31 protein-coding genes and 1 pseudogene are annotated in these 21,633 nt (G+C 52.1%); 12 read left to right on the plus strand and 20 right to left on the minus strand.

The window, feature by feature from the left end:
• Positions 1–265: pseudogene (locus F7B33_RS01125) on the plus strand (homoserine dehydrogenase); the annotation flags it as partial.
• Here the strand turns inward: F7B33_RS01125 and F7B33_RS01130 are convergent.
• The gene (locus tag F7B33_RS01130; RefSeq protein WP_297064896.1) at positions 252–665 is read right to left on the minus strand and encodes a hypothetical protein; all 414 of its coding nucleotides are present in this window, start codon (positions 663–665) and stop codon (positions 252–254) included. The pseudogene F7B33_RS01125 and the gene F7B33_RS01130 overlap by 14 nt on opposite strands.
• A gap of 58 nt (positions 666–723) precedes the next feature.
• On the opposite strand from F7B33_RS01130, the gene F7B33_RS01135 reads away from it, so the two are divergent.
• Positions 724–1,248, plus strand: coding sequence for an ASCH domain-containing protein (locus F7B33_RS01135; RefSeq protein ID WP_297064893.1), 525 nt, complete (start codon positions 724–726; stop codon positions 1,246–1,248).
• On the opposite strand, the gene F7B33_RS01140 is transcribed toward F7B33_RS01135, so the two are convergent.
• From F7B33_RS01140 to F7B33_RS01180, 9 genes are all read right to left on the minus strand, one after another.
• Positions 1,239–1,916, minus strand: a complete 678-nt coding sequence (locus F7B33_RS01140; RefSeq protein ID WP_297064912.1) for a ZPR1 zinc finger domain-containing protein — start codon at positions 1,914–1,916, stop codon at positions 1,239–1,241. The genes F7B33_RS01135 and F7B33_RS01140 overlap by 10 nt on opposite strands.
• A gap of 76 nt (positions 1,917–1,992) precedes the next feature.
• Positions 1,993–2,388, minus strand: coding sequence for a cell division protein SepF (gene sepF, locus F7B33_RS01145; RefSeq protein ID WP_297064891.1), 396 nt, complete (start codon positions 2,386–2,388; stop codon positions 1,993–1,995).
• A gap of 51 nt (positions 2,389–2,439) precedes the next feature.
• Positions 2,440–2,721, minus strand: coding sequence for a hypothetical protein (locus F7B33_RS01150; RefSeq protein ID WP_297072652.1), 282 nt, complete (start codon positions 2,719–2,721; stop codon positions 2,440–2,442).
• Positions 2,722–2,747: 26 nt separating this feature from the next.
• Positions 2,748–3,566, minus strand: coding sequence for an exosome complex protein Rrp42 (gene rrp42 / locus F7B33_RS01155; RefSeq protein WP_297072653.1), 819 nt, complete (start codon positions 3,564–3,566; stop codon positions 2,748–2,750).
• Positions 3,559–4,308, minus strand: coding sequence for an exosome complex exonuclease Rrp41 (gene rrp41 / locus F7B33_RS01160; RefSeq protein ID WP_297064909.1), 750 nt, complete (start codon positions 4,306–4,308; stop codon positions 3,559–3,561). Before rrp41 ends, rrp42 begins: the two co-directional genes overlap by 8 nt.
• Positions 4,292–5,065 (minus strand): exosome complex RNA-binding protein Rrp4, encoded by a 774-nt coding sequence (rrp4, locus tag F7B33_RS01165; protein WP_297064882.1) that lies wholly within the window; start codon positions 5,063–5,065, stop codon positions 4,292–4,294. The genes rrp41 and rrp4 overlap by 17 nt, the downstream gene beginning before the upstream one ends.
• Positions 5,062–5,772, minus strand: coding sequence for a ribosome assembly factor SBDS (locus F7B33_RS01170; RefSeq protein WP_297064880.1), 711 nt, complete (start codon positions 5,770–5,772; stop codon positions 5,062–5,064). Before F7B33_RS01170 ends, rrp4 begins: the two co-directional genes overlap by 4 nt.
• A gap of 11 nt (positions 5,773–5,783) precedes the next feature.
• Positions 5,784–6,566 (minus strand): archaeal proteasome endopeptidase complex subunit alpha, encoded by a 783-nt coding sequence (gene psmA / locus F7B33_RS01175; protein ID WP_297064878.1) that lies wholly within the window; start codon positions 6,564–6,566, stop codon positions 5,784–5,786.
• A 61-nt stretch (positions 6,567–6,627) separates the two neighbouring features.
• On the minus strand, positions 6,628–6,843 hold the full coding sequence (locus tag F7B33_RS01180; protein ID WP_297072655.1) for a hypothetical protein: 216 nt from the start codon (positions 6,841–6,843) through the stop codon (positions 6,628–6,630).
• Positions 6,844–6,897: 54 nt separating this feature from the next.
• Here F7B33_RS01180 and F7B33_RS01185 point away from each other — a divergent pair, with 54 nt between their 5' ends.
• Positions 6,898–7,365 (plus strand): HIT family protein, encoded by a 468-nt coding sequence (locus F7B33_RS01185; RefSeq protein WP_297072657.1) that lies wholly within the window; start codon positions 6,898–6,900, stop codon positions 7,363–7,365.
• On the opposite strand, the gene F7B33_RS01190 is transcribed toward F7B33_RS01185, so the two are convergent.
• A complete protein-coding gene (locus tag F7B33_RS01190; RefSeq protein ID WP_297064871.1) occupies positions 7,337–7,624 on the minus strand; it encodes a hypothetical protein in 288 nt (95 codons plus the stop codon). The two genes, F7B33_RS01185 and F7B33_RS01190, sit on opposite strands and share 29 nt — an antisense overlap.
• A gap of 114 nt (positions 7,625–7,738) precedes the next feature.
• Between F7B33_RS01190 and iorA the strand changes: the two genes are divergently transcribed.
• Positions 7,739–9,646 (plus strand): indolepyruvate ferredoxin oxidoreductase subunit alpha, encoded by a 1,908-nt coding sequence (gene iorA / locus F7B33_RS01195; RefSeq protein ID WP_297072659.1) that lies wholly within the window; start codon positions 7,739–7,741, stop codon positions 9,644–9,646.
• Here iorA and F7B33_RS01200 read toward each other — a convergent pair.
• Genes F7B33_RS01200 through F7B33_RS01210 form a run of 3 tightly spaced genes read right to left on the minus strand, consistent with a single transcriptional unit; the run spans position 9,643 to position 11,021 of the window.
• Positions 9,643–10,089 carry a PIN domain-containing protein gene (locus F7B33_RS01200; RefSeq protein WP_297072661.1) on the minus strand — a complete coding sequence of 149 codons (447 nt, stop codon included), beginning with the start codon at positions 10,087–10,089 and terminating at the stop codon, positions 9,643–9,645. The two genes, iorA and F7B33_RS01200, sit on opposite strands and share 4 nt — an antisense overlap.
• Entirely contained in the window at positions 10,076–10,291 is a 216-nt protein-coding gene (locus F7B33_RS01205; protein WP_297064863.1) for a hypothetical protein, read from the minus strand. Before F7B33_RS01205 ends, F7B33_RS01200 begins: the two co-directional genes overlap by 14 nt.
• A gap of 46 nt (positions 10,292–10,337) precedes the next feature.
• Positions 10,338–11,021, minus strand: a complete 684-nt coding sequence (locus tag F7B33_RS01210; RefSeq protein ID WP_297072663.1) for a DUF4152 family protein — start codon at positions 11,019–11,021, stop codon at positions 10,338–10,340.
• Between the two features lie 64 nt (positions 11,022–11,085).
• Here F7B33_RS01210 and F7B33_RS01215 point away from each other — a divergent pair, with 64 nt between their 5' ends.
• Entirely contained in the window at positions 11,086–11,460 is a 375-nt protein-coding gene (locus F7B33_RS01215) for a hypothetical protein (protein WP_297072665.1), read from the plus strand.
• Positions 11,461–11,466: 6 nt separating this feature from the next.
• Here F7B33_RS01215 and F7B33_RS01220 read toward each other — a convergent pair whose 3' ends face one another.
• Complete coding sequence (locus tag F7B33_RS01220) at positions 11,467–11,784, minus strand: hypothetical protein (protein WP_297072668.1); 318 nt, start codon at positions 11,782–11,784, stop codon at positions 11,467–11,469.
• Between the two features lie 46 nt (positions 11,785–11,830).
• Here F7B33_RS01220 and F7B33_RS01225 point away from each other — a divergent pair, with 46 nt between their 5' ends.
• Positions 11,831–12,868: an AI-2E family transporter gene (locus tag F7B33_RS01225; RefSeq protein WP_297072670.1), complete on the plus strand. Its 1,038-nt coding sequence runs from the start codon at positions 11,831–11,833 to the stop codon at positions 12,866–12,868.
• On the opposite strand, the gene F7B33_RS01230 is transcribed toward F7B33_RS01225, so the two are convergent.
• Together F7B33_RS01230 and F7B33_RS01235 are read right to left on the minus strand one after the other, a co-directional pair.
• Positions 12,804–13,340 (minus strand): nicotinamidase, encoded by a 537-nt coding sequence (locus tag F7B33_RS01230; protein ID WP_297072672.1) that lies wholly within the window; start codon positions 13,338–13,340, stop codon positions 12,804–12,806. The genes F7B33_RS01225 and F7B33_RS01230 overlap by 65 nt on opposite strands.
• 44 nt (positions 13,341–13,384) lie before the next feature.
• The gene (locus F7B33_RS01235; protein ID WP_297072703.1) at positions 13,385–13,783 is read right to left on the minus strand and encodes a DUF2240 family protein; all 399 of its coding nucleotides are present in this window, start codon (positions 13,781–13,783) and stop codon (positions 13,385–13,387) included.
• A 51-nt stretch (positions 13,784–13,834) separates the two neighbouring features.
• Between F7B33_RS01235 and F7B33_RS01240 the strand changes: the two genes are divergently transcribed.
• The 3 genes from F7B33_RS01240 (at position 13,835) to F7B33_RS01250 (ending at position 16,478) form a co-directional block, all read left to right on the plus strand.
• Entirely contained in the window at positions 13,835–14,218 is a 384-nt protein-coding gene (locus tag F7B33_RS01240; protein WP_297062923.1) for a PaaI family thioesterase, read from the plus strand.
• Positions 14,219–14,231: 13 nt separating this feature from the next.
• Entirely contained in the window at positions 14,232–15,404 is a 1,173-nt protein-coding gene (locus tag F7B33_RS01245) for an MFS transporter (RefSeq protein WP_297072674.1), read from the plus strand.
• A gap of 87 nt (positions 15,405–15,491) precedes the next feature.
• Positions 15,492–16,478 (plus strand): asparaginase, encoded by a 987-nt coding sequence (locus tag F7B33_RS01250; protein ID WP_297072677.1) that lies wholly within the window; start codon positions 15,492–15,494, stop codon positions 16,476–16,478.
• On the opposite strand, the gene F7B33_RS01255 is transcribed toward F7B33_RS01250, so the two are convergent.
• Genes F7B33_RS01255 through F7B33_RS01265 form a run of 3 tightly spaced genes read right to left on the minus strand, consistent with a single transcriptional unit; the run spans position 16,462 to position 19,252 of the window.
• Positions 16,462–16,674 (minus strand): hypothetical protein, encoded by a 213-nt coding sequence (locus F7B33_RS01255; protein WP_297072705.1) that lies wholly within the window; start codon positions 16,672–16,674, stop codon positions 16,462–16,464. The two genes, F7B33_RS01250 and F7B33_RS01255, sit on opposite strands and share 17 nt — an antisense overlap.
• A 48-nt stretch (positions 16,675–16,722) precedes the next feature.
• On the minus strand, positions 16,723–16,977 hold the full coding sequence (locus F7B33_RS01260) for a hypothetical protein (protein WP_297072707.1): 255 nt from the start codon (positions 16,975–16,977) through the stop codon (positions 16,723–16,725).
• A gap of 49 nt (positions 16,978–17,026) precedes the next feature.
• Entirely contained in the window at positions 17,027–19,252 is a 2,226-nt protein-coding gene (locus F7B33_RS01265) for a DHH family phosphoesterase (RefSeq protein ID WP_297072679.1), read from the minus strand.
• Between the two features lie 93 nt (positions 19,253–19,345).
• Between F7B33_RS01265 and F7B33_RS01270 the strand changes: the two genes are divergently transcribed.
• From F7B33_RS01270 to F7B33_RS01280, 3 genes are read left to right on the plus strand one after another with little or no spacing between them, the layout of a single operon-like run.
• A complete protein-coding gene (locus tag F7B33_RS01270; protein WP_297072681.1) occupies positions 19,346–19,867 on the plus strand; it encodes a DUF2391 family protein in 522 nt (173 codons plus the stop codon).
• Entirely contained in the window at positions 19,868–20,890 is a 1,023-nt protein-coding gene (locus tag F7B33_RS01275) for a DUF3226 domain-containing protein (RefSeq protein WP_297072683.1), read from the plus strand.
• A 40-nt stretch (positions 20,891–20,930) separates the two neighbouring features.
• The gene (locus tag F7B33_RS01280) at positions 20,931–21,629 is read left to right on the plus strand and encodes an HAD family hydrolase (protein ID WP_297072709.1); all 699 of its coding nucleotides are present in this window, start codon (positions 20,931–20,933) and stop codon (positions 21,627–21,629) included.
• Positions 21,630–21,633: the final 4 nt, after the last annotated feature.

The raw sequence follows: 21,633 nt of genomic DNA on the forward strand, positions 1-21,633 counted from the left end.
GGTAACCGTTGACGAGGTTAAGAGGGCCCTTGCGAAGGGCAGGAGGATACGGCTGGTTGCTACCGTCGAGGATGGGAATGTAACCGTCGCCCCCGAGGAGGTAATGGGCCCGCTTGCGGTTTCGACTAATGAAAACGTTGCCCTAATCGAGAGCGACCTTCTCGGAAAGTTACTCATTAAAGGCGCTGGGGCCGGGCTCAAAGAAACGGCCAGTGGTGTGGTGAGCGACCTGGTAAAGGCATCTCTAAGGCTCAGGGAAGGGTGATTTCCTCGTTTCCCAATTTTATCCTGAGTTTCACCTTCCCGAAGCGATGTCTAATCGCGTGGACCTCCAGCGTTCCGCAGGGAGTTTCGAGTTTTTCCTCCTCGAAAAGCGGGAAGAAAGTTTTGGAGAGAACCTTTCCCTTCGAGTCCCTGAGGATTAGGGTGGATGTGGAGTAATCCGGAATCAGGAGAAACATTTTTCCGTTACAGTCTAATCTAACTGCTCGGAATCGAGTTGATAAAATAAGAAACGCTAGGGCGATGAAAACGTTGGGTAAAGCATAGATGAGTCTTTTAGTGGTTATTCCAACAACGAGAAGGACTAAGGGTAGGGTCAAGAAAGTGATACCTGCCTTCCAGAGCTTTTCGTCCCTCACGAGGATTTTTCTAAGTTTAGTCATCGTTATCCCGTGGCAATAACACTTTTTAACCCTGTCTCTAGTTTAGAGCGGTGAAACCATGGAGCACGTCATAGCGCTCCACCAAGTCTACGCGGAGCTGATATTCAGGGGTCTCAAGACAGTTGAAATTAGGAAGAGGAAGGCCTTCGAGGAGGGCGACCTCGTTTTCCTCTACATAGCGCGGGGAAACCCCTACGAGCTCAGGGACACGCTGAGGAGACTTGGCCTCCATGAGGAGCAGACCTTAACGAAGAGGGGGACGATAGCTGGAGGTTTTGAGGTGGGGGAGGTCATAAAGGCTGACCTCGATACCCTCTGGGAGATTGCAAAAGATACGAGCGGTTTGACCCTCGTCCACGGCGAGAACGGGAAGAAATGGCTGGGCAATTACATAAGGGACTATGGCTACGTCTTTACAATAGAAAGGCCCTTTCTATTCGAAAGACCTATGGGTAGGGAGGAGATGAAGGAGAGGTACGGAATCCACGTGGAAGGAATAATCCACCTCTCAAGAAAAACGAGAAAGCCCTGGGTTAGGGCCCTGATAGAGGACCTGCTCGCTAGGGAGTACTTTTACCCCTGATGTTCCTCCTTGCTTTCTTTAGTGTTCTCTGCCACTTCCGGTTCAACGACTTTGTAGGGTCCTAGGCTGAGTTTTTTGATTTCTTCTTCACTCAAAAGCCTGCTCTTGACCTTCTCACCTATCAGGGCGCTGTTGCCGAAGGGGTCCGCTATCTTAACTGTCAAGGGTTTTTTGCCCTCCTTGACCTCTTCGATGTACTCTAGTATCTCATCGGCCTTCTTCACCGCCTCTTCGTCGCCCTCCTGTTTTTTGAACTCCCTCGCCATTAGAAGGGTCTCGCGGACCCTCTCTAGAACGCCTTCGACGTTGGTTATGAAGCCTTCCGCAGCGGGCCCGGGTTCAATCTTAACCCCTATCTCCTCAAGCTCTATCGTCCCGCTCTTGCTCCTCACGACCCTCGTGAAAAGGTCCTTCTCGTTCTCAACCCTTACTGTGTAGAGCTTCGGCGGCCTGTCCTCGAGTATCATGACGTCAGCGTTTCTGTAGCCACACTTCTCGCAGTATATCGTGCTCTCCATGACCTTGCCGAAGTATGGAATCTCGTGGATGTGCTGTATGGCCTTTAACGTCCCTTTTCCACCGCAAATTGGGCAGTCTCCAAGGCTTATGACCTGAACCTCGCCGAGCTCGGGATTAACGTTAACCTTCTCGCCTTTTTTTTCACCCATGAGCATCACCGGGGAAAGAACAGAAAAACGCCTTTATAAAGGCATGGTATCGTTTGAAGTTTGAAAAATAAAAGCCTCACTTGGCGATTTTTATGTCCTCGGGGACGAGAATAAGTTTAATCTCGGCTTTGCATATCTTAGCCGCCTGTCCACCTAAGGCACTAACCATACCCTTAATTTGCTCAGCAACCTTCTCGAGGACATCGGGCCTCTTCTCGAGAGGCGTTAGGTCAACTAAAACGATGTTACCCTCCTGGAGCTCGCTGGAAATCCTTTCGAGGTCGGAGTAGCTGGTTACGGTTATCTTCTTCAAATAGCGAACCTGTGGTTTAATTAGTTCCTTAGCAAGAACATCTTCCTCAACGGGTACAACATCGATGTCATGTCTGGGAGCAACCTCCTTCTTAACACTCGCGGGAGGTTTCATTTTAGGCTTGCTCTCCTTCTTTTTAAGGCTGTCAAACAATCCCATAGGTATTCCCCCCGGTTAATCGTAAAGCCGTTTAGTTTTATGTCTTTTCCTTTATAGCTCTTTCCCAAACTCTTCGGGATTCTCCTCACGGAGCTTGAAAAGGCCGAGGAACGAGAGTATAAAGGCTGTTATCCCGGAAAGAATTACCAGAACGGTTGAAATGTTCCAGCCCTGTTTCCCCGCTATGTAGAGGCCCCAAACGAGAAGAGCCAGTCCCCAGAGGGCCGTTGTGAGGAGTAAATTCTTCTTCCTCTCCTCTCTCATGAGGAGGTAAACTGTTCTGACGGCAAAACCCGCAAAGATGACCGATGCGATTATACTCATAAAGTCCATGGCAACCACCGAAAAAGAGGAAAGAATCAGGCTCCCCCAACGGCCTCAAGAACGATTTTCCTTATTTCTTCGGCCTTTTTGAAGGCGGTGTCAACTGCGTATATTACTTCCTCGAGCTTGAAGGCACCGCTCTCACCCTTTTGAGCGGCGGAGATGTGGCCGTTCTCGTCTGTGGTTATGGTTATCCTGCCGTCCATGACGCGCTCTTCGTCGAGGTTCGGGTCAACTATCATGGTGTTGCCTATCTTGGCGAACGTAACTGGAATGGGTATTCTCCTCACTGGGAGGGGCTCGTACTCGTCAAGTATCTTCACTTCACCGCTCTCCTCGTCGTATTCTATCTTTGGAATTCTGGTGCTCATCAGGGCCGCTATGGCCCCTATTCCGCTCGCGTCGAGCAAGTTGCCGTCGTGGTCCAAAACGTGAACGTCTATGAAGACAACCCTTACGAGTTTGCCCGGGACTATTACGAGCTTTTCAAGCTCAACGGCCTGGCTCTCTCTGATTCCCCTATCAACGACACGGGCGAGCTCTATGGCATTCTCGTCCGGTGGGCCGGGTTCAAACGTTGGCGAAGCCAGCGGGACGAGTTCGACGTTGGTCGTCATAACCCCTCTGTCCGGCAAATCTGGGAACGGCTCGCCGAGGTCAACCTTTATTCCAACAAGAACCTGCGTGTTGCCTAACTTGACCCACGCCGAGCCTTCGGCCTTCTCTATGACGTTCACCTTGATTTCCAAATCGCGGTAATCTTCGAAGGAGCGACCATCAATCCTCTTGCCCTCCCTGAGGAGATTTATGATGTGGTCGCGCATTATGCTGGCCATGACTTCCATCTCACTCATTGCCTGCCACCTCCTGGGCTATGCGGAGATATTTTTCTTTAAGCGCTTCCCTCTGTTTCTGATAGACGGCCTTCGCTCCCTTGATGGCAAGTCTTACTGCCTCGATGAACTCCTCTCTTGTCAGGTAGCCGTCCATTTGGAGGAGCGTTATGTCGTTCTTGAGTGGCATTATGGCAACGGGAACGTCGGCCTCACCGTAGTTGTCCTCGTCCTTGTTGAGGTCAAGAACGAGTTCGCCGTCTATCTTCCCTGCGGCGCACGCGGCTACGAGGTCCTTCATCGGTATTCCAGCGTCGGCCAAGGCGAGGGAAGCGGCGGTTATTCCAGCAACGCGCGTTCCAGCGTCCGCCTGGAGGACCTCTATGAAGACGTCTATTGCAGTTCTCGGAAACATTTCGAGAATCAAAGCCGGCTCGAGCGCTCCCCTTATAACCTTGCTTATCTCGACGCTCCTCCTGTCCGGGCCGGGCTTTTTGCGCTCTTCAACGCTGAAGGGAGCCATGTTGTAGCGAACGCGCAGGATTGCCCTGTCGGGCCTCTGGAGGTGCTTGGGGTGTATTTCCCTTGGACCGTAAACGGCCGCCATTATTTTGTTCTTGCCCCACTCAACGTAGGCCGAGCCGTCAGCGTTCTTGAGAACACCAACCTCCATTTTAATGGGCCTGAGCTCGTACTTCTTTCTACCGTCCAACCTTCTACCGTTCTCGTCAATGAGCTTTAAACCTTCAGGCCTGCCCATCATCGTCCTCACCTTCCTTCTCATCAAGCTGGGGGATTTCCTCAATAACTCCCTGCTCCTTGAGTTCCTTGAGCCTTGAGAGCAGGTACTCCTTGACCCTATCGGTTAATCCCTGGGTGTGGCTCTCACGGTCAACCTTGAGTATGGCCTCTATGGCGAGCTTCTCAAGTTCGTCGTTCCTTCCGCTCACCCAGACCCAGCCGTTCTGGCCGACTATAATCCTCGTCCCGGTCAGTTTCTTAATCATGTTAATCATCGAGCCACCCTTTCCGATAAGTCTCGGAACCTTTGAGGGCGTTATCGTAACTAGCTGGCCTCCCCTGAGGGGGCCTCCCTTGAAGGGCATGCCCTTCGTCGTGAGGTCAATCTGGTTTATCTCGTTGAAGGCCTTCACCTTGGCGTAGATTATGTCTCCTATGTCGTAAATCTTCCTCAGGTCTGTCTTGAGCAGGTCAATGCGCTCCTCTACCGCATCCTGAACGCGTAGGTTCGCCTGATAGGGTGCCCCTATGTCAACAGTCCAGTTGGAGAACTTCACGTCTACTATCTTTCCGAGGACGTTGTCGCCGACCTCTGGTATGTAGGGCCCTTCCAGGGGAATCACCCTTATGAGGTCTCCTCGTATCTCAACGAGTCCTATAACCGTCGAGTAAATCCTGTTGCCTTCCCTGAAAGTCCCTCTACCGTTCTTAAAGGGTCCCTGGGCTAACAAAGTCCCAGGGACTACGAGTTCCCTTGGTTTTACAAAAATCCTCCTCATAGTCCCTTCCTCTCTATAAGTTTAGTTACGGCAGTGCCCTTCGTCAGGGCGTTAAGCTTCTCATAAAACTCCTCCTCGACTCCTCCAGGAATCTCGATGAGGAACATCCACGAGCCGTCGCTTCCCCACTCCTCACGCTTTATGGTTCCGAACTTTCTAACTTCGCCGTAAGCCTTTCCGACGTAGTCCCCCGGTATCTTGACGGCTATTATCTTAACCTCAAGCTTTATTGGGAGGAGCGGTCGGATTGCCTTTATCACCTTTGGAACCTGTGCCTCGGCATCTTTAAAGAGGTCTATGTGAACCCCAGCCTCTTCCATGGCCCTGAGGATTCTGTCAACTGGGTGGGGATAACCGGTTCTCGGGTCAACTGCATGTCTGTGGATTATCGTCGCTATGTAGCGCTTCTTCTCCTCGAGCATCTGCCTCCTCTGCTCCGCGGTGAGCTGAACTTCGCCCTTCTGGAGGATTATCTTCGCAACCTCGTAGGGGTCGCTGGTTCCGAATATCTTCTCCATCTCGTGTTCACTCGCTTTGTCTCCCTTGTGGGCATCTTTGAAAACGTAAGGGGTGGCGAGGATTTCCTCTATCGGGACTTCCTTGCCCTCTTTGAAGTCTCTAGCCAAGTAAGGGTCAACCAGTATCTCAAACGTCTCGCCGTGCGTCTTAAGACGGGCGATTACCGCTTTATCAACGCTAATCGGCATCGCCCGTCACCTCAGTAGTTTTGGTCGAGCTCGGAGTAATCCTCGGCCTTCTCCTCGACTTCCTCCTCCTTAACTTCCTCGAGAACCTCGTTGAGGTACTTCTCAAGCTCCTCCTTCGGGAGCTTCTTCCATCTTCTCTCCTCCGTGGTTATGTAAGCTACCTCTATCGAGTCGGCCGTTGGCTCCTCGAGAGTCTTTGCGAGGGCCAGCACGGCGAGCTTTATTGCCCCTTCCCTGTCTATGTCGTCGCTGTAGTGCTCCTCAAAGATGGCCATCGCCACGTTCCTTCCACTGCCTATCGCCACCGCCTTCCACTCGAAGTAGGCACCACTCGGGTCGGTCTCGTAGAGTTCCGGCTTCTCGTTAACGCCGGCCATGAGAAGGGCCGCTCCGAAGGGCCGTACTCCACCGTACTGGGTGTGGGCCTGCTTGAGGTCACATATCTTCTTCACCAGAACGGTGAGCGGAACCGGTTCGCCGTAGGTGAGGCGGTATATTTGAGCCTCCAGCCTGGCCCTATCAACGAGAACCCTTGCGTCGGCTATTATACCACTCGGCGCTGCCGCTATGTGGTCGTCAATCTGGAAAATCTTCTCGTAACTCCTCGGTTCTATTAGCCTGCTCGTGATTCTCTTCTCGACAGCGAGAACGACGCCGTCCTTCCACTTCACTCCCACAGCCGTTGCTCCCCTCTTTACGGCCTCTCTTGCATAGTTTACCTGGAACAGCCTTCCGTCCGGGCTGAAAACGGTTATCGCCCGGTCGTAGCCAGCCTGCGGTGGTACAAACGCCATTCTACATCACCCCTTTTTCTCACTCCTTTTCAATAGTTGCCGGGTTTTCTATTAAGCTTTTCTATTCACCCCTAAAGGCTACCATCGCCATCTTCCTCGCGGTTCTCTTGGCAAGCTCAAGGGGTATGAAGGCCAGCGCGAAGATTATCAAGCCGAGGTAAAGGGAAGCCTTCCCGAGGGGTTTGAATATGAGCAACGCGAAGCCGAGCAGGAGCATCAGCAGTCCCACTGAGATGAACTTGCGATACGTTTTTTCCAAAACCTTAAGCTCCCCCATGTCACCACCGGGGGCTTTTTTAAGCAGGAAGATTTTAAGCCTTTGGTGTTGCCGATGGAATGCCCGTTCTGCAGGCCCCAAAAAGAACAGCTCATTTATGAGGACGACCTAATAAGAATTCTCCTTGATGCCTATCCCGCCAGCAGAGGGCATCTCCTCGTCGTTCCGAGGAGGCACGTTGAGCGCTGGGGAGAGCTCAGCGAGGAGGAAAAGCTGGCGCTTATCAGGGGCATGGAGCTCGCTATGGCAGTCCTCAGGGAGACACTGGAGGCGGAGGCATTTAACGTCGGCATGAACCTTGGAAAAGAAGCAGGCCAAACCGTTCCCCATATCCACCTCCACGTTATCCCGCGCTGGAAGGGAGACAGCAAAAACCCACGGGGAGGCGTTAGGAAGGCCGTCCTCGATTTGGAGGACGAGAACCTAAACCTGAAGGAGCGCTGGCTGATGAACAGGCTCAGCCCTAAAGAAGAGAAAGCCCTCAGGGAGGCCTTCAGTAAACATGGCTCTCGCTCTTCCTGAGGAGTTCGAGCATCTTCAAGAGTCTCTCAACCTCTTCCTTTGAGTAGTGCTCCTCAACATCGCTCTCCGGATTCAGTTTCTCAAGCTCAGCCCTGAGCTTTTCTAAATCCTTCAGGTCCTCCTGAATCTCTACAGCCCTCTGGGCAAACTCGTAGCTGGTGAACGGACTTTCAAAAATCCTCTGCTGGTTCGTTACGAGTGCTATCCTTAGGTATCCAATCGTCTCGTCCAAAAGCTCGAGGAGTTCGCGAACTTTCATATTGTAAATTTAGGGCAACGGTATATAAGGGTTCTTCGAAAACTTTTCGAAAATCTTGACGTCTTTTTGAAGGTAGGGTTTTAACCCTCCGGTTGTATTCTTGCCGGTGGTGTTATGGAGGCCGTTAAAGCTCACCCTTCTGATTCAGTGAAGATAAAAGCTGAAAGGCGCGAAAAAAAGCTTCTTATGGGGAACGAGGCCATAGCCTACGGCGCTCTTGAGAGCGGTGTCGTTTTTGCAACGGGTTACCCAGGAACGCCTTCAACTGAGGTTATAGAAACCATCGCAAGGCTCAAGCCTGAGGTCTTCGCTGAGTGGGCGCCGAACGAGAAAGTCGCCTTAGAGGAAGCCGCCGGCGTTGCCTACACGGGATTAAGGGCTCTCGTTACCATGAAGTGCGTTGGTCTGAACGTGGCAGCTGACCCGCTAATGAGTCTGGCCTATTCGGGCGTTGAGGGTGGTCTTGTAATTCTCGTCGCGGATGACCCTGGGCCACACACCTCTCAAACGGAACAGGACGACAGGTATTATGGAAAGCTCTCCCTTCTCCCGGTTCTCGAACCAGCCGACCCGCAGGAGGCTCATGACATCATAAAGTACGCCTACGAACTGAGCGAGCGCTATAAGGTCCCCATAATCTTCCGCACGACCACGAGGGTAAACCACACGACGGCCGATGTGGAAGTTGGAGAATTCGTCGAGCTAAACCGGAAGCCGGTCTTCAAGAAGGACATTGAAAGGTACGTGAGAGCTAGCATGGAGGGCAACAGGAAAAGGCACCGCTGGTTGAATGAGACTCTCGCTAAAATCGAGGAGGAGTTCAACTCGATGCCCTTCAACTGGGTCGAGGGGAGTGGAAAAATCGGAATAATCGTCGAGGGGGCGCCCTACAACTACGTGAGGGAAATACTTCCGAAGCTCAACGTGGACTTCAAGGTTCTCAAGCTCTCAACCCCCCACCCGCTCCCGAGAAAGCTCGTCCTTGACTTCCTGAAGAGTGTGGACTACGCGATAGTGGTCGAGGACGGCGCTCCCTTCCTTGAGGAGGAGGTTAAGATAGTGGCCTACGAGGCCGGCTTGAGAATCCCGATATACGGTAAGAGAACCGGCCACCTCCCGCTTGAAGGCGAGCTGACGCCGAGCCTCGTCAGGAACGCACTCTTAAGACTCATAGGCGAGGAAGGCGAAACCTACGAGAAGCCGGAGGAAGTCAAGTACGCCGAAAGCTTAGCACCTAAGAGGCCACCGGTGATGTGTCCCGGCTGTCCTCACAGAGGAAGCTACCGCGCCGCGTTAGATGCCCTCCGCGACCTCAAGCTCGGCCGCTACTCAGTTCCAATCCACGGTGACATAGGTTGTTACGCATTATCGCTCCTCCCGCCGCTCGAAGCTATCTGGACGGAATACGTAATGGGTGCGAGCATAAGCTTAGCGAACGGCCAGAGCGTCGTCATGGACAAGAAGATAATAGCAACCATAGGCGATTCGACCTTCTTCCACAATGGAATCCAGCCCTTAATTGATGCCGTCTACAAGAACCTGAACGTTCTTGTCATGATACTCGACAACAGGACTACAGCTATGACTGGCCACCAGCCACACCCGGGAACCGGTGGGAGTGAAACGGGAAGGAAATTCAACGAGATTGACATAGAGGCGCTGGTTAAAGCACTGGGTGTCAAGTACGTTAAGACAGTTGACCCCTACGACCTTAAGCAGACGAGGGAAGCGATAAAGGAGGCCATGCAGGTGGAAGGGCCGGCGGTGATAATAGCAAAGCGCGAATGCGTCATTCCGGTGATAAGGCGCGGTGAGATAGGCGAGATACCGCTTGTCGTTGAAGAGAAGTGCACCGGCTGTAAGGCGTGCATACTCCTGACCGGATGCCCAGCGCTCGTTTACGACCCGAAGACGAACAAGGTAAAAATAGACGGCCTGCTCTGTACGGGCTGTGGCGTCTGCAACCAGACGTGCCCCTTCGATGCCATAAAGTTCCCGAGTGAGCTGGAGAAGGGGGCTTAGCCCCTCACTATTTTCAGAAACGAAACATTTTCAAAGTCCTTGTCAAACGTGGCGATTTCGGTTATCCTGTGCTTTATACAAGTTGCAACTATAGTGGCATCATTAGGTAGAAGGCTGTATTTTTCAGATGTTCTCGCAATAACCTCGAAATTATCCTCCTCATCGATGAGTTCAACACCTGCTAGCTCAATCAGCTCCATGACAAGAAAATAGGATTTTCGAAGAAGAACCTTGCCTTTTTCTTCCTTGACGAACCTCTTGAGGTCGTGAATGTTTGTTATGCCCTCTCCTCGCGCTAGTTTTCTAAAAGAGACGTATATAGCTTCGTTCACGGTGGTTTTGCTTGTGACCTTGCTCGGGTGCTCAAGAATTGCCTCAGCACTTTCGCTCATTGGTGTCTCAAAGAGATAACTGTACATGACGTTTGCATCAATATAAATCACCAAACTCAGCCTCCAGTTCGTACTTCTGGAGTTCCTCAAAATCTGCCTTTCCAAGGATTCCTTTTAGTCTCCTAAAGTCACCTTTCGGTTTTTCTTTTCTTTTTTCCAGCTCTCGCTTAACGAGTTCGAGCTCTAAAAGACGTCTGAGTTCTTCGGGGTCAATGTTGTCAGGAACGTTCACCCTTATGGTTATGGTTGGCATAGCATCACCTGGGAGGTTTAAGGTGGAAAGGGTTAAAATCTATTTCTCACTCCCTCCACACTTCAAGCACCATGTACCTCCTCACGAGGGGGTTGGGATAAAGCTCCCAGCCGATTCCATCGGTTTCCGCTTCAATTTCCCCAAAGAGACCTCCTTCCCTCGGGTCTAGACTCTGCCCGTAGATTTTTCCGGGTCTTATCTCGACGCTCATATACCTCGGAAGGCCAACAATGACTTTCCCGTTCTTCCTCGCGTAGTCGATAGCCCATTTGGCCGTATATATCCCCGAGTAAATCTCCGCTATCCTCACTGGAACGCTCCACTTGCCTATCGCTATTATCTCTATTCCCGTTTCCTCCCAGAAAGCCTTTGCCAGGGGTTGCAGGTCCCTGGCGAGGTCCTTCCAGACCTCCTTTCCGCGGTCGGTTATGCTCAAAGCGTCAATCGTTGGTTCGTCGAGCTTTCTAACCTCTATGCCACCTATCGTCGAGTCGAGGTGAATTACGTCCGGCTTAACTTCCCTGGCCAGCTCAACTGCCAGAAACGCCTCATCTTTTATCGCCTGCCTCCCGCTCATGTCGTAGTTGAAGGGGTCTGCATACCTTACCCTGCTCAGCGTCGCCGTCTTGTAGGGTTTTTCCACGAGCACCGCGACGGTTGCTATGAGACCTATCGGCTCGTAGTTCTTATCCAGTAACGCCCCACCGGTGTCGGCTGAAACAATCCTCATGGCAATCACCGTTAACGACCAATTACCGATATACTTTGACCCCCAAACACCTATGGTGAGACCAATGGATGGAACCGTTTATGAAGCTTTGGGGAGGTACGTTGACAGTTTATCGAACTCCCTCTACTTGGGCACGGGAAGGGGGACGGTTTACCTTGAAGGCGAACCGGTAACTCCTGAGGACGTCAGGCTCTCGCTGTTCTTCTCCGGGAAGTCCATAGAGATAAGTTCCCTGTGGGGCAGGAAAAGGTATGGGGTACTCTACCTGAGGGGCTCGCCGAAGGTTCGAGTCCACTTGAGTAAAATTGAACTGCTCTTCCTGACGAGGAGGGGCCGTGTCACTGTCCGGCTAAACGCCGATAGGGGCTTTGCTAGAGTTCTCGTGAACACGGCCTCCCAGTGTAGTGGGGGCATAGGCTCGCTCTGGGTCAGGGGTTGAGTCTCGTCACCGCTCGGAACTCGGCAAACTCATCTTCCCCTTCAGTTCTTCCAGCTCATTCCTTAAAGCCCTTGCCGTTTCCTCGCATCCGGTCAAGGTGGAGAACTTCCTCAGGGCTTCCTCAAGCCTAGGATACTTCCCGAGGAAGCCTTCAAGTTTCTCGGCCGGGACGAGCATGCCCGTTTCCCTGTAGACTACCAGCGCGCCGAGGGTTTTCAGAGCGTCAAGGTACGCCTCGTACGCCTCTCCATACCTGCCTTCTTCCACAAGCTGGTCCCCCCTTTCGATGTAGAGTTCAAACTTCCCAATGAGACCCTCTTCCATGTTACCACCGGCGAATTTTTATAGGGTCCGATATAAAAACCCTGAGATGAATGCCGAGGAACTCGCCTGGGGCGCGGTTATAGCTGTTATACTTTACGTAACGTGGAGGGTAGTGCATCCCTTGATTACTCCCATCTTCTTTGGGCTCGTACTTGCCTATGCATCGTATCCCCTTCAGAGAAGACTCTCCAAAAGGGTCGGAAAAAAACGCTCCGCACTGGCAATCAGCCTTTCGATGCTCCTCTTTGGCGGAGCTTTGACACTTGAACTGCTCCTCGTTTCTGTTCAGGTTGCTATGTCCTTCTATGACAGCGTTGTAAACGTCTTCAACTGGTTACTCACACTCTCGCTCCCTCCGGACGTCCTCAACTTCCTCCAGCACTTTCAGGACCAGGTAGTTCCAAAATTGGCTGACTACGTTTCGAGGGAAGCCTTCTCAATTCCCTCCTACGTCCTTCAGCTCGTTGTTTTCTTCTTCACCTACTACTACGCCCTGGCCTACGGCGAGGAAATCAGAGAACAGGTTTACGCCCTCCTCCCAGATAAAAACCGTGAACTCGGCGAGGAAATCCTTGAAAGTGTGAACAAAACTCTGTCCGCCCTCGTCAGGGCATGGCTCCTCCTAAACGTCGCCAAGGGAATCCTCATGACGGTTGGTTTCATTATCTTCCGCGTTTCGGACCTGTACACGGCCATAGTTGCCGGTTTCCTGACCTTTGCTTTCTCCTTCGTTCCCCTCTTTGAGGGCTGGATGATTTGGCTCGCTGCGGCAGTGTACTTCGCCGTTGAAGGGGCATACCTCCACGCCCTTGGCATAGCCCTCTACGGCTTTTTCCTTGTCTCGCCGATGCCAGACTACACGATAAGGCCCATGCTCGTTGCCAGGGATACGGAGCTTGATGAAACGTTGGTTTTCATAGGGATGATTGGCGGAACATGGGCGATGGGGTTGAAGGGCCTCATAGTCGGGCCTATAGTCCTTAACCTTCTCCTCGTTCTGCTTAAAGAATGGAAAAGGCTCACAGAATCTTCACGCCGGCCTTCTTCAGTTCCTCAAGAGCTTTGCTCTCGTCATCAGGATTGATGCCCTTCACAGCGTCGCTCAGCAGGTAAACCTCAAAGCCGTATTTTAGGGCGTCTAAAGCCGTTGCCTTAACGCAGTACTCGGTAGCGACACCACAGATATAAACCCTCTTGACTCCTTTTTCCCTCAGAATCTCAGCCAGGTTCGTTCCCTCGAAACCGGAATAGGCTTCCTTGTCTGGTTCGGTAGCCTTCGAGATTATAACCGCATCCTCCGGTAGGTCAACGACGAACTCCGCCCCGGGCGTGTTCTGAACGCAGTGCCTCGGCCATGGTCCGCCCTGTTCCTTGAAACTTATGTGGTTCTCCGGGTGCCAGTCGCGGGTTGCAACTATGAGAGCCCCCTTCTCCCTGAACTTCCTTATGTACTCGTTGCATTTCGGGATTATTTTGTCTCCCTCTGGAACGGGAAGGGCTCCCCCCGGCATAAAGTCCCTCTGCATGTCCACAACTATGAGTGCCTCCTCCGGCATAGGTATCACCCTTCATGAATTTCTCTTGGAGAATTAATAAGCGTTTAAACCTCAAGTCTGTCCTTGAAGCGGGACATGTCTATCCCCTTCTCAAGGCCGAAGAGGTAAGCCAGAACCCTCTCGTCCAAATCGCCGTAGCGCTCGCGGAGGGCCTTTATACCCTCCATGACCTCAAGCTCCGTCCATCCAAGGGCTCTCGCTATGTAAACCACCATCTCTCCCAGGAGGTTCTCCGGTCTTTCCTTCTCCTCGAGAAGGTCGAGTTTTGCTACGAGAACCCCATTATACTCCTCTAATAGGCCCTCCTCAAGCCATTCCTTGATTCTCTCCTTGGCCTCGCCAACCGAAAAGCGCCTCAACTTAAAGCTCAGAATCCCGACTAACTCGCTCCTTGTAAACTCGGTCGAGCCTTTGACCTCAACTGCCTCCTTCAGCGGGTGCATTGCCATCAAGCTTTTTATTATCAAGGGATAGATAAAGTTTTGGTGTTGGATATGGAGCAGAGGACGCACAGACTGACCAATGAAAGGCTCGTTGGCAGGCCGTTGAAGATTGAACCGGGATGGGCTGAAGTCGAGCTTTTAACGACGGAAGAGATGGCCGTTGACGAGTACGGCCTCGTTCACGGTGGTTTCACTTTCGGCTTGGCCGACTACGCGGCGATGTTGGCTGTAAACGAGCCTACCGTTGTTCTCGGGAAGGCCGAGGTAAGGTTCCTGAAGCCCGTGAAGGTGGGGAATAGACTGATAGCCAAAGCAGAAGTCGTTGAAGACCTCGGACGGAAGAAGGTAGTTAAGGCTGACGTTTTTAGGGGGGACGAGAAGGTTTTTGAGGGAACCTTCCACTGCTATGTTCTCGAGAGGCACGTGCTCGAGTAATGGGGGTCAGAGCATGGCCGAAGAAAAGGGGAAGGAAATCTTTGGAATAAGCTGGAACGTCTTTCTGCTCGGATTGGTCAGCTTTCTCAACGACATGAGCAGTGAGATGATTGCCCCCATCGTCCCGGCTTACCTCACTGAGGTTTTAAAAGCCGGAAAGCTTGCGAGCGGTTCGATAATGGGGGCAATAGAGAGCGCGAGTTCCCTCTTCAAGGTGGTCTTTGGCTACTTCAGCGATAGGTTCAAGAGAAGGAAGGCCTTCGTTTTCACGGGCTATGCTCTCTCGACCCTCGCCAAGGGCCTTCTGGCGTTCTCAAGAAACTGGGTTGATTTCCTTCTCCTCAGGCTCTTGGATAGAACCGGAAAGGGCATCAGGACGGCACCGCGCGACGCGCTAATAGCCGAGTCCAGCAACGGAAAAACCGGGAAGTCCTTCGGCTTCCACAGGATGATGGACACCCTCGGTGCCGTTGCAGGTCCCCTCGTGACGGTTCTCTTAATCGGTTTTCTCTCCCACCTGCCAAAGGAGACCCTTTACCGGAGAATCTTCCTGTTCTCGGCAATCCCGGGTCTACTCTCGCTCGTTATAATAGTCCTCTTCGTCAAAGACCACGGTGGTGAAGTCAGGAAGAAGATAGGAGGTATCTCGTCGTTGAGGAGCCGGTCGCTCCAGCTGTTCCTGATTGTGGTTGCTATTGGAACCCTCGGCAGGTACAGCTACGCCTTCACCCTCTGGAAGGCCGAGGAACTCGGCTACACCGTTCTTCAGGGGTCGGCTTTCTACGCCCTCTTCAACCTCGTCTACGCCATTTCGGCCTATCCGATAGGGGTTTACTCCGACAGGGTAAGCAAGAAGGCCCTCATTGGCGTCGGTTTCCTCCTCTCGGCGTTGGCGAGTCTCTGCTTCGCCCTTGCAGAGGGTTTGGTTCTTCTCATAGTGGCCTTCGTCCTCTACGGCCTCTACATGGCAGTGATGGACACCGTTCCAAGGGCCTACATGGCCGAACTCGCTAGGGACTACGAAAAGGGAACTGTTATAGGGGCCTACCACACGGTGGTTGGGCTCTTTGCCTTTCCGGCTTCGCTGATTGCCGGCTACCTCTGGAGCGCCTATTCCTTAACCTATAGCTTCCTCTTTGCCTCCGTCATGTCATTTCTGGCATTCATTCTGCTCCAGTTTGATTGACGTTCTGCCAATTTTTTCTGCTCGTTTTTGTTCATTTCCCGTCAAAAAGACTAAAAAACCTTGGGTCTATTGGATACGGGTGGTGAGATGAGAATTCTAATCATCGGTACCGGCGGGACCATAGCGAGCACAAAGACCGAGAGGGGTTACAAGGCGAAGCTAACTGCCCGAGAAATCCTCAAGCTTGCCCGAATTAGTGGAAACGGGGTTAGTATTGATACCCGGGATGTTCTGAACCTTGACAGTACTCTAATCCAGCCAGAGGACTGGGTGACCATCGGAAAGGCCGTTTACGAGAACATTGACGAATACGATGGAATCGTAATAACCCACGGGACCGACACTCTAGCTTATACCTCCTCAGCTTTAAGCTTCATGCTGAGAAACGTCCCGATTCCCGTGGTTTTAACCGGCTCGATGCTCCCGATAACCGAGCCCAACAGCGACGCGCCGAGGAACCTGAAAACTACTTTGACGTTTGCCATTAATGGCTTCCCCGGGATATACGTGGCCTTTATGGACAAAATAATGCTCGGAACGAGGGTTTCGAAGGTTCACTCCCTTGGTCTGAACGCTTTCCAGAGCATCAATTACCCCGACATAGCTTACGTCAAAGGAAACGAAATCGTCGTGAGGCACAGGCCGGATATTCCCCAAGGAAAGCCCGCCTTTGACCCCTCCTTCGACCCGAACGTCGTTCACGTAAGGTTAACCCCAGGTCTTTCCCCAGAGGTCTTCCTTGCAATCTCTGAGAACGTTCATGGAATCGTCCTTGAGGGCTACGGCGCCGGAGGAATCCCTTACAGGGGTCGGAACCTCCTTGAGGCAGTTTCGAAGGTTGCCCCCGAGAAGCCCGTGGTCATGACAACGCAGGCTCTCTACGGGGGTGTAGACCTCACGAGGTATGAAGTTGGCAGGAGGGCTCTTGAAGCTGGAGTAATCCCAGCTGGAGACATGACTAAGGAAGCAACTCTTGTGAAACTGATGTATGCCCTTGGAAAAACGAGGAACGTTAATGAGGTTAAGGAAATAATTGAGAAAAACATCGCCGGGGAAATCAGCTCAGCTTTTTGAGTTCTTCGTCACCAATTAGAAGGGGCCTCGTCGCCTCCATTACATAACTGAGCTCCCATCTCACCTCTCCCCTATTCATGAGCTCGGCATAGCGTTTGGCCTTCTCTTCAGCCTCTTCAATGCTGGAAGCCTCAACGATTCTCCTCACGTACCACTTTCTGTCCCCAAAGCGGAGCTTGAACTCGGCAAGGAACATAGGCACCACCGTTTATTGGTTACATGGAAGTTTTAAAATGTTGATGCACTAGGGCTCCACTGCCAAATAAACCCCGCCCCTCTCGAAGGCCTCGAAAACCTTTCCTCCCTCTTTCGTTTTCAGCTCGACGAGGACCCTTTCCGGAGCCTTTTCCACATCAACTTCAACCTTCTGGTTGCTGAGCACCTGAATGAATGCATCTCCAAGCCTCTCGAACTCGAAAACCAGGTTTCTGTCTTCCCATCTCGTTCCCCTGAAGTTGACTCCGCCCATTCTAAAAGTTACCTCGAGAACAATTTTCAAAGCACTCACCGGGATGAATAGAAAAAGGAAGTTAAAAACATTTGCAGGTTCATTCCTTTCTCTTCAGCTTCACGACCTGCTTTGCAAACTCCTCCAAAACCTCTTTTCTCATGCCTTCAAAGAACTTAATAGAACCCGCGTAGCTGTGGCCGCCGCCTTCTATTCCAGCACTCGGCAGTTTCTCCTGGAGTTTTGGAATTATTGCGTTTAAGTCGAAGTCGTATGAGGCCATCCCATCGCTGGCCCTCACCACGGCAAAGTCTGGACCATAAGCGAGCGTTAAGATTGGACTGTCCTCGCCGTACTTCTCCTTGAAGTGGTCGTGTATCAGACCGGAGAGCTTGCCAGGGGAGGGGTAGGAGAACTTCGGTGCGAAGAGCTCTACATCAATCGTGTTGAACCTTATGCCGTTTGGAAGAACGACGCTCTTGACGTGAGGCAGGGAAGCCTTTAGGGCTTTCTCCTGCTTCTCCTTCACCTCCGGGTAAATCGCGTTTATGAGCTCGCGGTGCCTCTGCAGGTTGCCTGTCAGGAGGAGAATCTCGTCTATGATTCCGTGCCCATCCATGAACTTCCAGTAGAAGGCCTCGTGGTCTATTACCTCGGCTATTTTCTTCAAATCCTCCTCGGTCAGGCCCTTGGCCTTCTTCGCTATCTCAAGGTACTGGTAGAATTCAGGAGCTTTACTCCTGTCGCCTGTGCCAGCTATCGCAGGTAGGTGCTTTATCTTGTCCTCCACCTTGGGGTTGATGAAGCGAGCCACTTCCGTAGCAAGCATTCCTGCCGTTAATTCGTAGTAGCCCCTCTTGACGTGGTGGGGATTGACGTGAACATCGACGTATTCGTCAACCCTGGCCTTGTCCTCGCTAATCCACTCCCTCGGGTCGTGGTGGTCGATGACCACAATCGGAACGCCGTAGGCCCTTATGCGCTTGTACGCTGGAATGTCTTCGCTGGTTCCGCCGTTGTCCACGATGACAACCAAAGGCAGAGGGTCGCCGAACTTCTCATGGTCCTCAATCATAAAGATTATGTCCTTGAGTACATCTTCAAGCTCGTAGAAAGGCGCCCTGCTCGGCCTTCTCTTGAAGAGCTTCCACCTCGCCTGCGGGTCGGGGGAGATGCTCTCTATCAGCGGGACTATCGCGTATTCTAGTGCCAGACCTGAGGTGTATCCGTCTGTATCGGAGTGGTGCCTCAGCAGAATCGGCCTGCCTTCAAAGATTGCCCGCCTAATCATGAATGCAGCTTTCATTATCTTGGGCTTGAGCTTCTCAAGAACCTCACTCTCCACAAGGAAGCCCACATCTTTAGGCTGGGCCCTCTTGTCCAGCTCGGCCTCTATCTGTTGCTTTACCCTCGCCGCGTCCGGCCCCCAGAGCCTCGTCATGTCGCTGACTTCTATCTGAATCTCCCCTGAGTGAAAGGCTATCTTTCCTATGATTTCAACAATATCGCCGACGCTTATGTTCGGGTAAGCCCTTACTCCCGGGGCCTCGAAGGCGGCTGCCCATGTTATTCCCGTTCCGTCGGTTATGGTGAAGACCGTTGGACCACCCGTTACCTGTATCTGCGTCACCCTGCCCTGTATTCTGACCGTTTTTCCAGCCATGTCCTTGCTCAGCTCGGCTATTGGTGTAACCGGAAGTTCCTTCTTAATCACAACGGTCTTGTAGTTCCTCTGGGGTGATTCGATGAGGTCAATTTCTCTCTTATCGGGCCTCACGTCAAGAACCTGGACGATTATTTCCTGCCCCGGTATGTACTCCCTTCCACCGAGGAGGTCCTTCCGCTTGATTAAACCGACAACGTGGGGATTGAGCTTGACGAAAACGCCAAAGCGCTCCACCCTGTCAATGGTTCCCTTGTAAAGGCTCCCTATCTCAACGTCCTCATAGTCACAGGTCTTGTCGAGAATGAAGACAACCTTGTACTTTCTCAGGCAGTCCGGACAGACCCATGTGGTGTCCATTCCCGGCTCCCAGGGCCCTTTGATTTTACCGCATATATCACAGGCGAGGACCTTTCCGGTTCCACCGCAGACTGGACAGGTGTCGTAAACCGGAACCGTTCCCTTGCCGTGGCACTCTGGACATGGGATTTCGTCAACCTCATCCTCAACTCCCAGGTGGTCGAGGTTTCTGTAGCCCTTCAGCTTATCGCCTATCTTGAAATCAGCCGGAACGTAGCCCCAGCCCTCGCAAACGGGGCACTCCTTCTCGCCAACCTTAACTTTCCCCGTTCCATGACATTCCGGACAGTCTTTGACTGCCATTCTCTCACCCTACCTCGGTTGCTCTCTTGACTTAAAAACGTTAGCAGATTCTACTCAATCTTTATAACCCTCTCTTTGATACGTTTCTCTGCGATGATGAGTGAATCCAATGCTGATGGGATGATGAACCCCGAACCTGAGCACGAGGTGATTGAACTGAAGAAGCTCCGTAAGAGTGTGGAGAAACTCACGAGGCAAGTTGAAAAGATTGAGGAGCAGAAAAAACCCGATTCCCTTGGCTGGGACGACATAGCCCAGGAGATAGTCGGTGCGATAACCTTTGCCCTGCCCTTTCTCTTCACTGGGGAAGTCTGGGACGTTGCCAAGGACATTTCCGTTGAACGTTCCCTAGCTATATTCCTGATGACCCTTGTTCTGGCATACCTCTTCCTTACCAAGGCCAATCTCGCGAACCTGAAGCGTGAGGAGATATTCCATATTCCCAAGAGGCTCGTAACGGTAGCCTTGATTTCCTACGCTGTCTCGGCCTTTCTGATATACATTTTCGGAATAGACTACATAGCCCACTTCAACAGGCTCCAGTATCTCAACGCGACGGTTATAATAAGCACGTTCGCGGTCATAGGGGCAATAGCCGTTGATATGGTGAGGTGAATGAGAATCGTAACCGGCAAAAAATGGGAGGCCTTTGGAAACGATGCCCTCCTTTTTCCGGAGTATGGCAAAACCCGGGATGAGCTCATCACCTTTGTGAGCTCTCTCACTGGAAACGAAACCCTTGTAACGGCCAGTCTTGAGCTGATTGACCTCGTTACCAGTCGCTTCAGGAAGGGTGATGGCAATGTTCTCCTCTACTCTGAGACAGGGAAGGCCCTAACGCTCAAGGAAACCTATGAGCTGAGGAAGTACCTTGACTTTGACGTTCGCGGAGGCTTCTTGGGGGAGAACGCTAGAACATCGGTCATCTTCGTTGAAGGAAAGACCGACGCGAAGTTTTTCAAGGCGGTTTTCAAAAAGCTCTTCGAGTTCCGGGAGAGCAGAAAGGCCCCGGGGAGTTTGAGGTTCATAGAGCGCGTTTTTGAGCGCGACAACTTCGACCTCCTAAAGAGGGAAAGCGACGGCCACTACCTCGCGGTGATTCCTAGCGAGGGGAACTCGGGAGTTATCAGGAATTTGGGGAACTTCCTTAGAGCTATGGACGTCTTTGGATTTGCTGTGGAAAGACTCGGTGTTGTCGTTGATGTTGACGAGGACAGGGAAAGTGCCCTCGCGTCAATAACCGGAAAGCTCTCCGGATTCCAGCACGAGAAAACAGAACTCGGCTACCGCGTCGGTGAAACGGAGGTGGTCCCGCTCATAATCGGCCTTCCCTTTAAGGACGAGCTCATAGACTGGAGGAAGCCGACCGTTGAGGATTTGATGCTCCACCTCATAGCCCTGGAGGGACTGCTCGAGAAAATAAAGCCCGGTCTCAAAGCCCTCAACGAGAGCCTTGGAAGAAAGCTCAAGCCGAAGGAGGTTATGTATTTAGCTCTTTCAGCCTATGGCCACTGGGGAAACCTTGAAGGGTTTTACGAGCTCTTCGTCATGCGCTCTAGGTTTAGAAACCTTAAGGCCGTTTTGAGAGATGCCGGGCTAATGGAGGGTCTCAGGCATCTCGCCTTTGCTGAGCGCTGATTTTTTAAGCTTTTTCCGGTTATTGTCTCTGGTGGGAAGTATGAAGCTCGTCTCATTCGACGTCTGGAACACGCTCCTAGACATAAACGTCATGCTCGATGCCATGGCAGTTGAGCTCTCTAAACTCGTGGGGGCCTGTATAATAGATGTTGTTGAGGGCATAATGCTTACCCGTGAGAGAATCAAGGCCATGCGCTCCAAGCAGGTAGGAAACCCGGAGAGGGCCTTGGAGGAGAGCCAGGAGCTTTTGGCAGAGCTTCTTGGAATAAACGTTGAGCTTGTTAGAAGGGCCACTGCAAGAGCGGTTCTCAGGGTTGATGATGAAATCGTCCTGTCGGGAGCGAAGGAAACTCTGGAAGGCGTTAAGCGGAGGGGCCTAAAGATTACCGTCACTGGCAACGTGATGTTCTGGCCCGGTTCATACACGAGGCTCCTGCTCGAAAGATTCGGCCTTATGGACTACATTGAGGGAACGTTCTTCGCGGACGAGGTTAAAGCGTTCAAGCCCATGAGGGAGATGTTCGAGAAACCTCTGAAAGCCTTCAACGTGAAACCAGAAGAGGCCATCCATATCGGCGATACATATGCGGAGGACTTTGAAGGCGCCCTAAAGACCGGCCTCTGGGCGGTCTGGATAAACCCGGAAGCTGAAGGGATTAGGAGAATCCACGAGCGGGGCTTTGAGGTGCCGAGTGTCGAGGGAATTTTGGAGGTGTTAGAGGAAATAGAAAAAAGCTAGCAAA

Origin of the sequence: Thermococcus sp. (genome assembly GCF_015523185.1) — an archaeon.
Classification (GTDB): Archaea; Methanobacteriota_B; Thermococci; order Thermococcales; family Thermococcaceae; genus Thermococcus.

Excerpts from the sequence above, each read along its gene's own strand:
- F7B33_RS01170 (WP_297064880.1), bottom strand. The coding sequence starts at position 5,772 with ATGCCGATTAGCGTTGATAAAGCGGTAATCGCCCGTCTTAAGACGCAC.
- F7B33_RS01220 (WP_297072668.1), bottom strand. The coding sequence starts at position 11,784 with ATGGAAGAGGGTCTCATTGGGAAGTTTGAACTCTACATCGAAAGGGGG.
- F7B33_RS01215 (WP_297072665.1), top strand. The coding sequence starts at position 11,086 with ATGGATGGAACCGTTTATGAAGCTTTGGGGAGGTACGTTGACAGTTTA.
- F7B33_RS01180 (WP_297072655.1), bottom strand. The coding sequence starts at position 6,843 with ATGGGGGAGCTTAAGGTTTTGGAAAAAACGTATCGCAAGTTCATCTCA.
- rrp41 (WP_297064909.1), bottom strand. The coding sequence starts at position 4,308 with ATGATGGGCAGGCCTGAAGGTTTAAAGCTCATTGACGAGAACGGTAGA.
- sepF (WP_297064891.1), bottom strand. The coding sequence starts at position 2,388 with ATGGGATTGTTTGACAGCCTTAAAAAGAAGGAGAGCAAGCCTAAAATG.
- F7B33_RS01230 (WP_297072672.1), bottom strand. The coding sequence starts at position 13,340 with ATGCCGGAGGAGGCACTCATAGTTGTGGACATGCAGAGGGACTTTATG.
- F7B33_RS01280 (WP_297072709.1), top strand. The coding sequence starts at position 20,931 with ATGAAGCTCGTCTCATTCGACGTCTGGAACACGCTCCTAGACATAAAC.
- F7B33_RS01235 (WP_297072703.1), bottom strand. The coding sequence starts at position 13,783 with ATGCACCCGCTGAAGGAGGCAGTTGAGGTCAAAGGCTCGACCGAGTTT.
- F7B33_RS01150 (WP_297072652.1), bottom strand. The coding sequence starts at position 2,721 with ATGGACTTTATGAGTATAATCGCATCGGTCATCTTTGCGGGTTTTGCC.
- rrp4 (WP_297064882.1), bottom strand. The coding sequence starts at position 5,065 with ATGAGGAGGATTTTTGTAAAACCAAGGGAACTCGTAGTCCCTGGGACT.
- F7B33_RS01270 (WP_297072681.1), top strand. The coding sequence starts at position 19,346 with ATGATGAGTGAATCCAATGCTGATGGGATGATGAACCCCGAACCTGAG.
- F7B33_RS01135 (WP_297064893.1), top strand. The coding sequence starts at position 724 with ATGGAGCACGTCATAGCGCTCCACCAAGTCTACGCGGAGCTGATATTC.
- F7B33_RS01240 (WP_297062923.1), top strand. The coding sequence starts at position 13,835 with ATGGAGCAGAGGACGCACAGACTGACCAATGAAAGGCTCGTTGGCAGG.
- F7B33_RS01250 (WP_297072677.1), top strand. The coding sequence starts at position 15,492 with ATGAGAATTCTAATCATCGGTACCGGCGGGACCATAGCGAGCACAAAG.
- psmA (WP_297064878.1), bottom strand. The coding sequence starts at position 6,566 with ATGGCGTTTGTACCACCGCAGGCTGGCTACGACCGGGCGATAACCGTT.
- F7B33_RS01245 (WP_297072674.1), top strand. The coding sequence starts at position 14,232 with ATGGCCGAAGAAAAGGGGAAGGAAATCTTTGGAATAAGCTGGAACGTC.
- F7B33_RS01130 (WP_297064896.1), bottom strand. The coding sequence starts at position 665 with ATGACTAAACTTAGAAAAATCCTCGTGAGGGACGAAAAGCTCTGGAAG.
- F7B33_RS01225 (WP_297072670.1), top strand. The coding sequence starts at position 11,831 with ATGAATGCCGAGGAACTCGCCTGGGGCGCGGTTATAGCTGTTATACTT.
- rrp42 (WP_297072653.1), bottom strand. The coding sequence starts at position 3,566 with ATGAGTGAGATGGAAGTCATGGCCAGCATAATGCGCGACCACATCATA.
- F7B33_RS01210 (WP_297072663.1), bottom strand. The coding sequence starts at position 11,021 with ATGAGGATTGTTTCAGCCGACACCGGTGGGGCGTTACTGGATAAGAAC.
- F7B33_RS01185 (WP_297072657.1), top strand. The coding sequence starts at position 6,898 with ATGGAATGCCCGTTCTGCAGGCCCCAAAAAGAACAGCTCATTTATGAG.
- F7B33_RS01190 (WP_297064871.1), bottom strand. The coding sequence starts at position 7,624 with ATGAAAGTTCGCGAACTCCTCGAGCTTTTGGACGAGACGATTGGATAC.
- iorA (WP_297072659.1), top strand. The coding sequence starts at position 7,739 with ATGGAGGCCGTTAAAGCTCACCCTTCTGATTCAGTGAAGATAAAAGCT.
- F7B33_RS01140 (WP_297064912.1), bottom strand. The coding sequence starts at position 1,916 with ATGGGTGAAAAAAAAGGCGAGAAGGTTAACGTTAATCCCGAGCTCGGC.
- F7B33_RS01205 (WP_297064863.1), bottom strand. The coding sequence starts at position 10,291 with ATGCCAACCATAACCATAAGGGTGAACGTTCCTGACAACATTGACCCC.
- F7B33_RS01255 (WP_297072705.1), bottom strand. The coding sequence starts at position 16,674 with ATGTTCCTTGCCGAGTTCAAGCTCCGCTTTGGGGACAGAAAGTGGTAC.
- F7B33_RS01265 (WP_297072679.1), bottom strand. The coding sequence starts at position 19,252 with ATGGCAGTCAAAGACTGTCCGGAATGTCATGGAACGGGGAAAGTTAAG.
- F7B33_RS01275 (WP_297072683.1), top strand. The coding sequence starts at position 19,868 with ATGAGAATCGTAACCGGCAAAAAATGGGAGGCCTTTGGAAACGATGCC.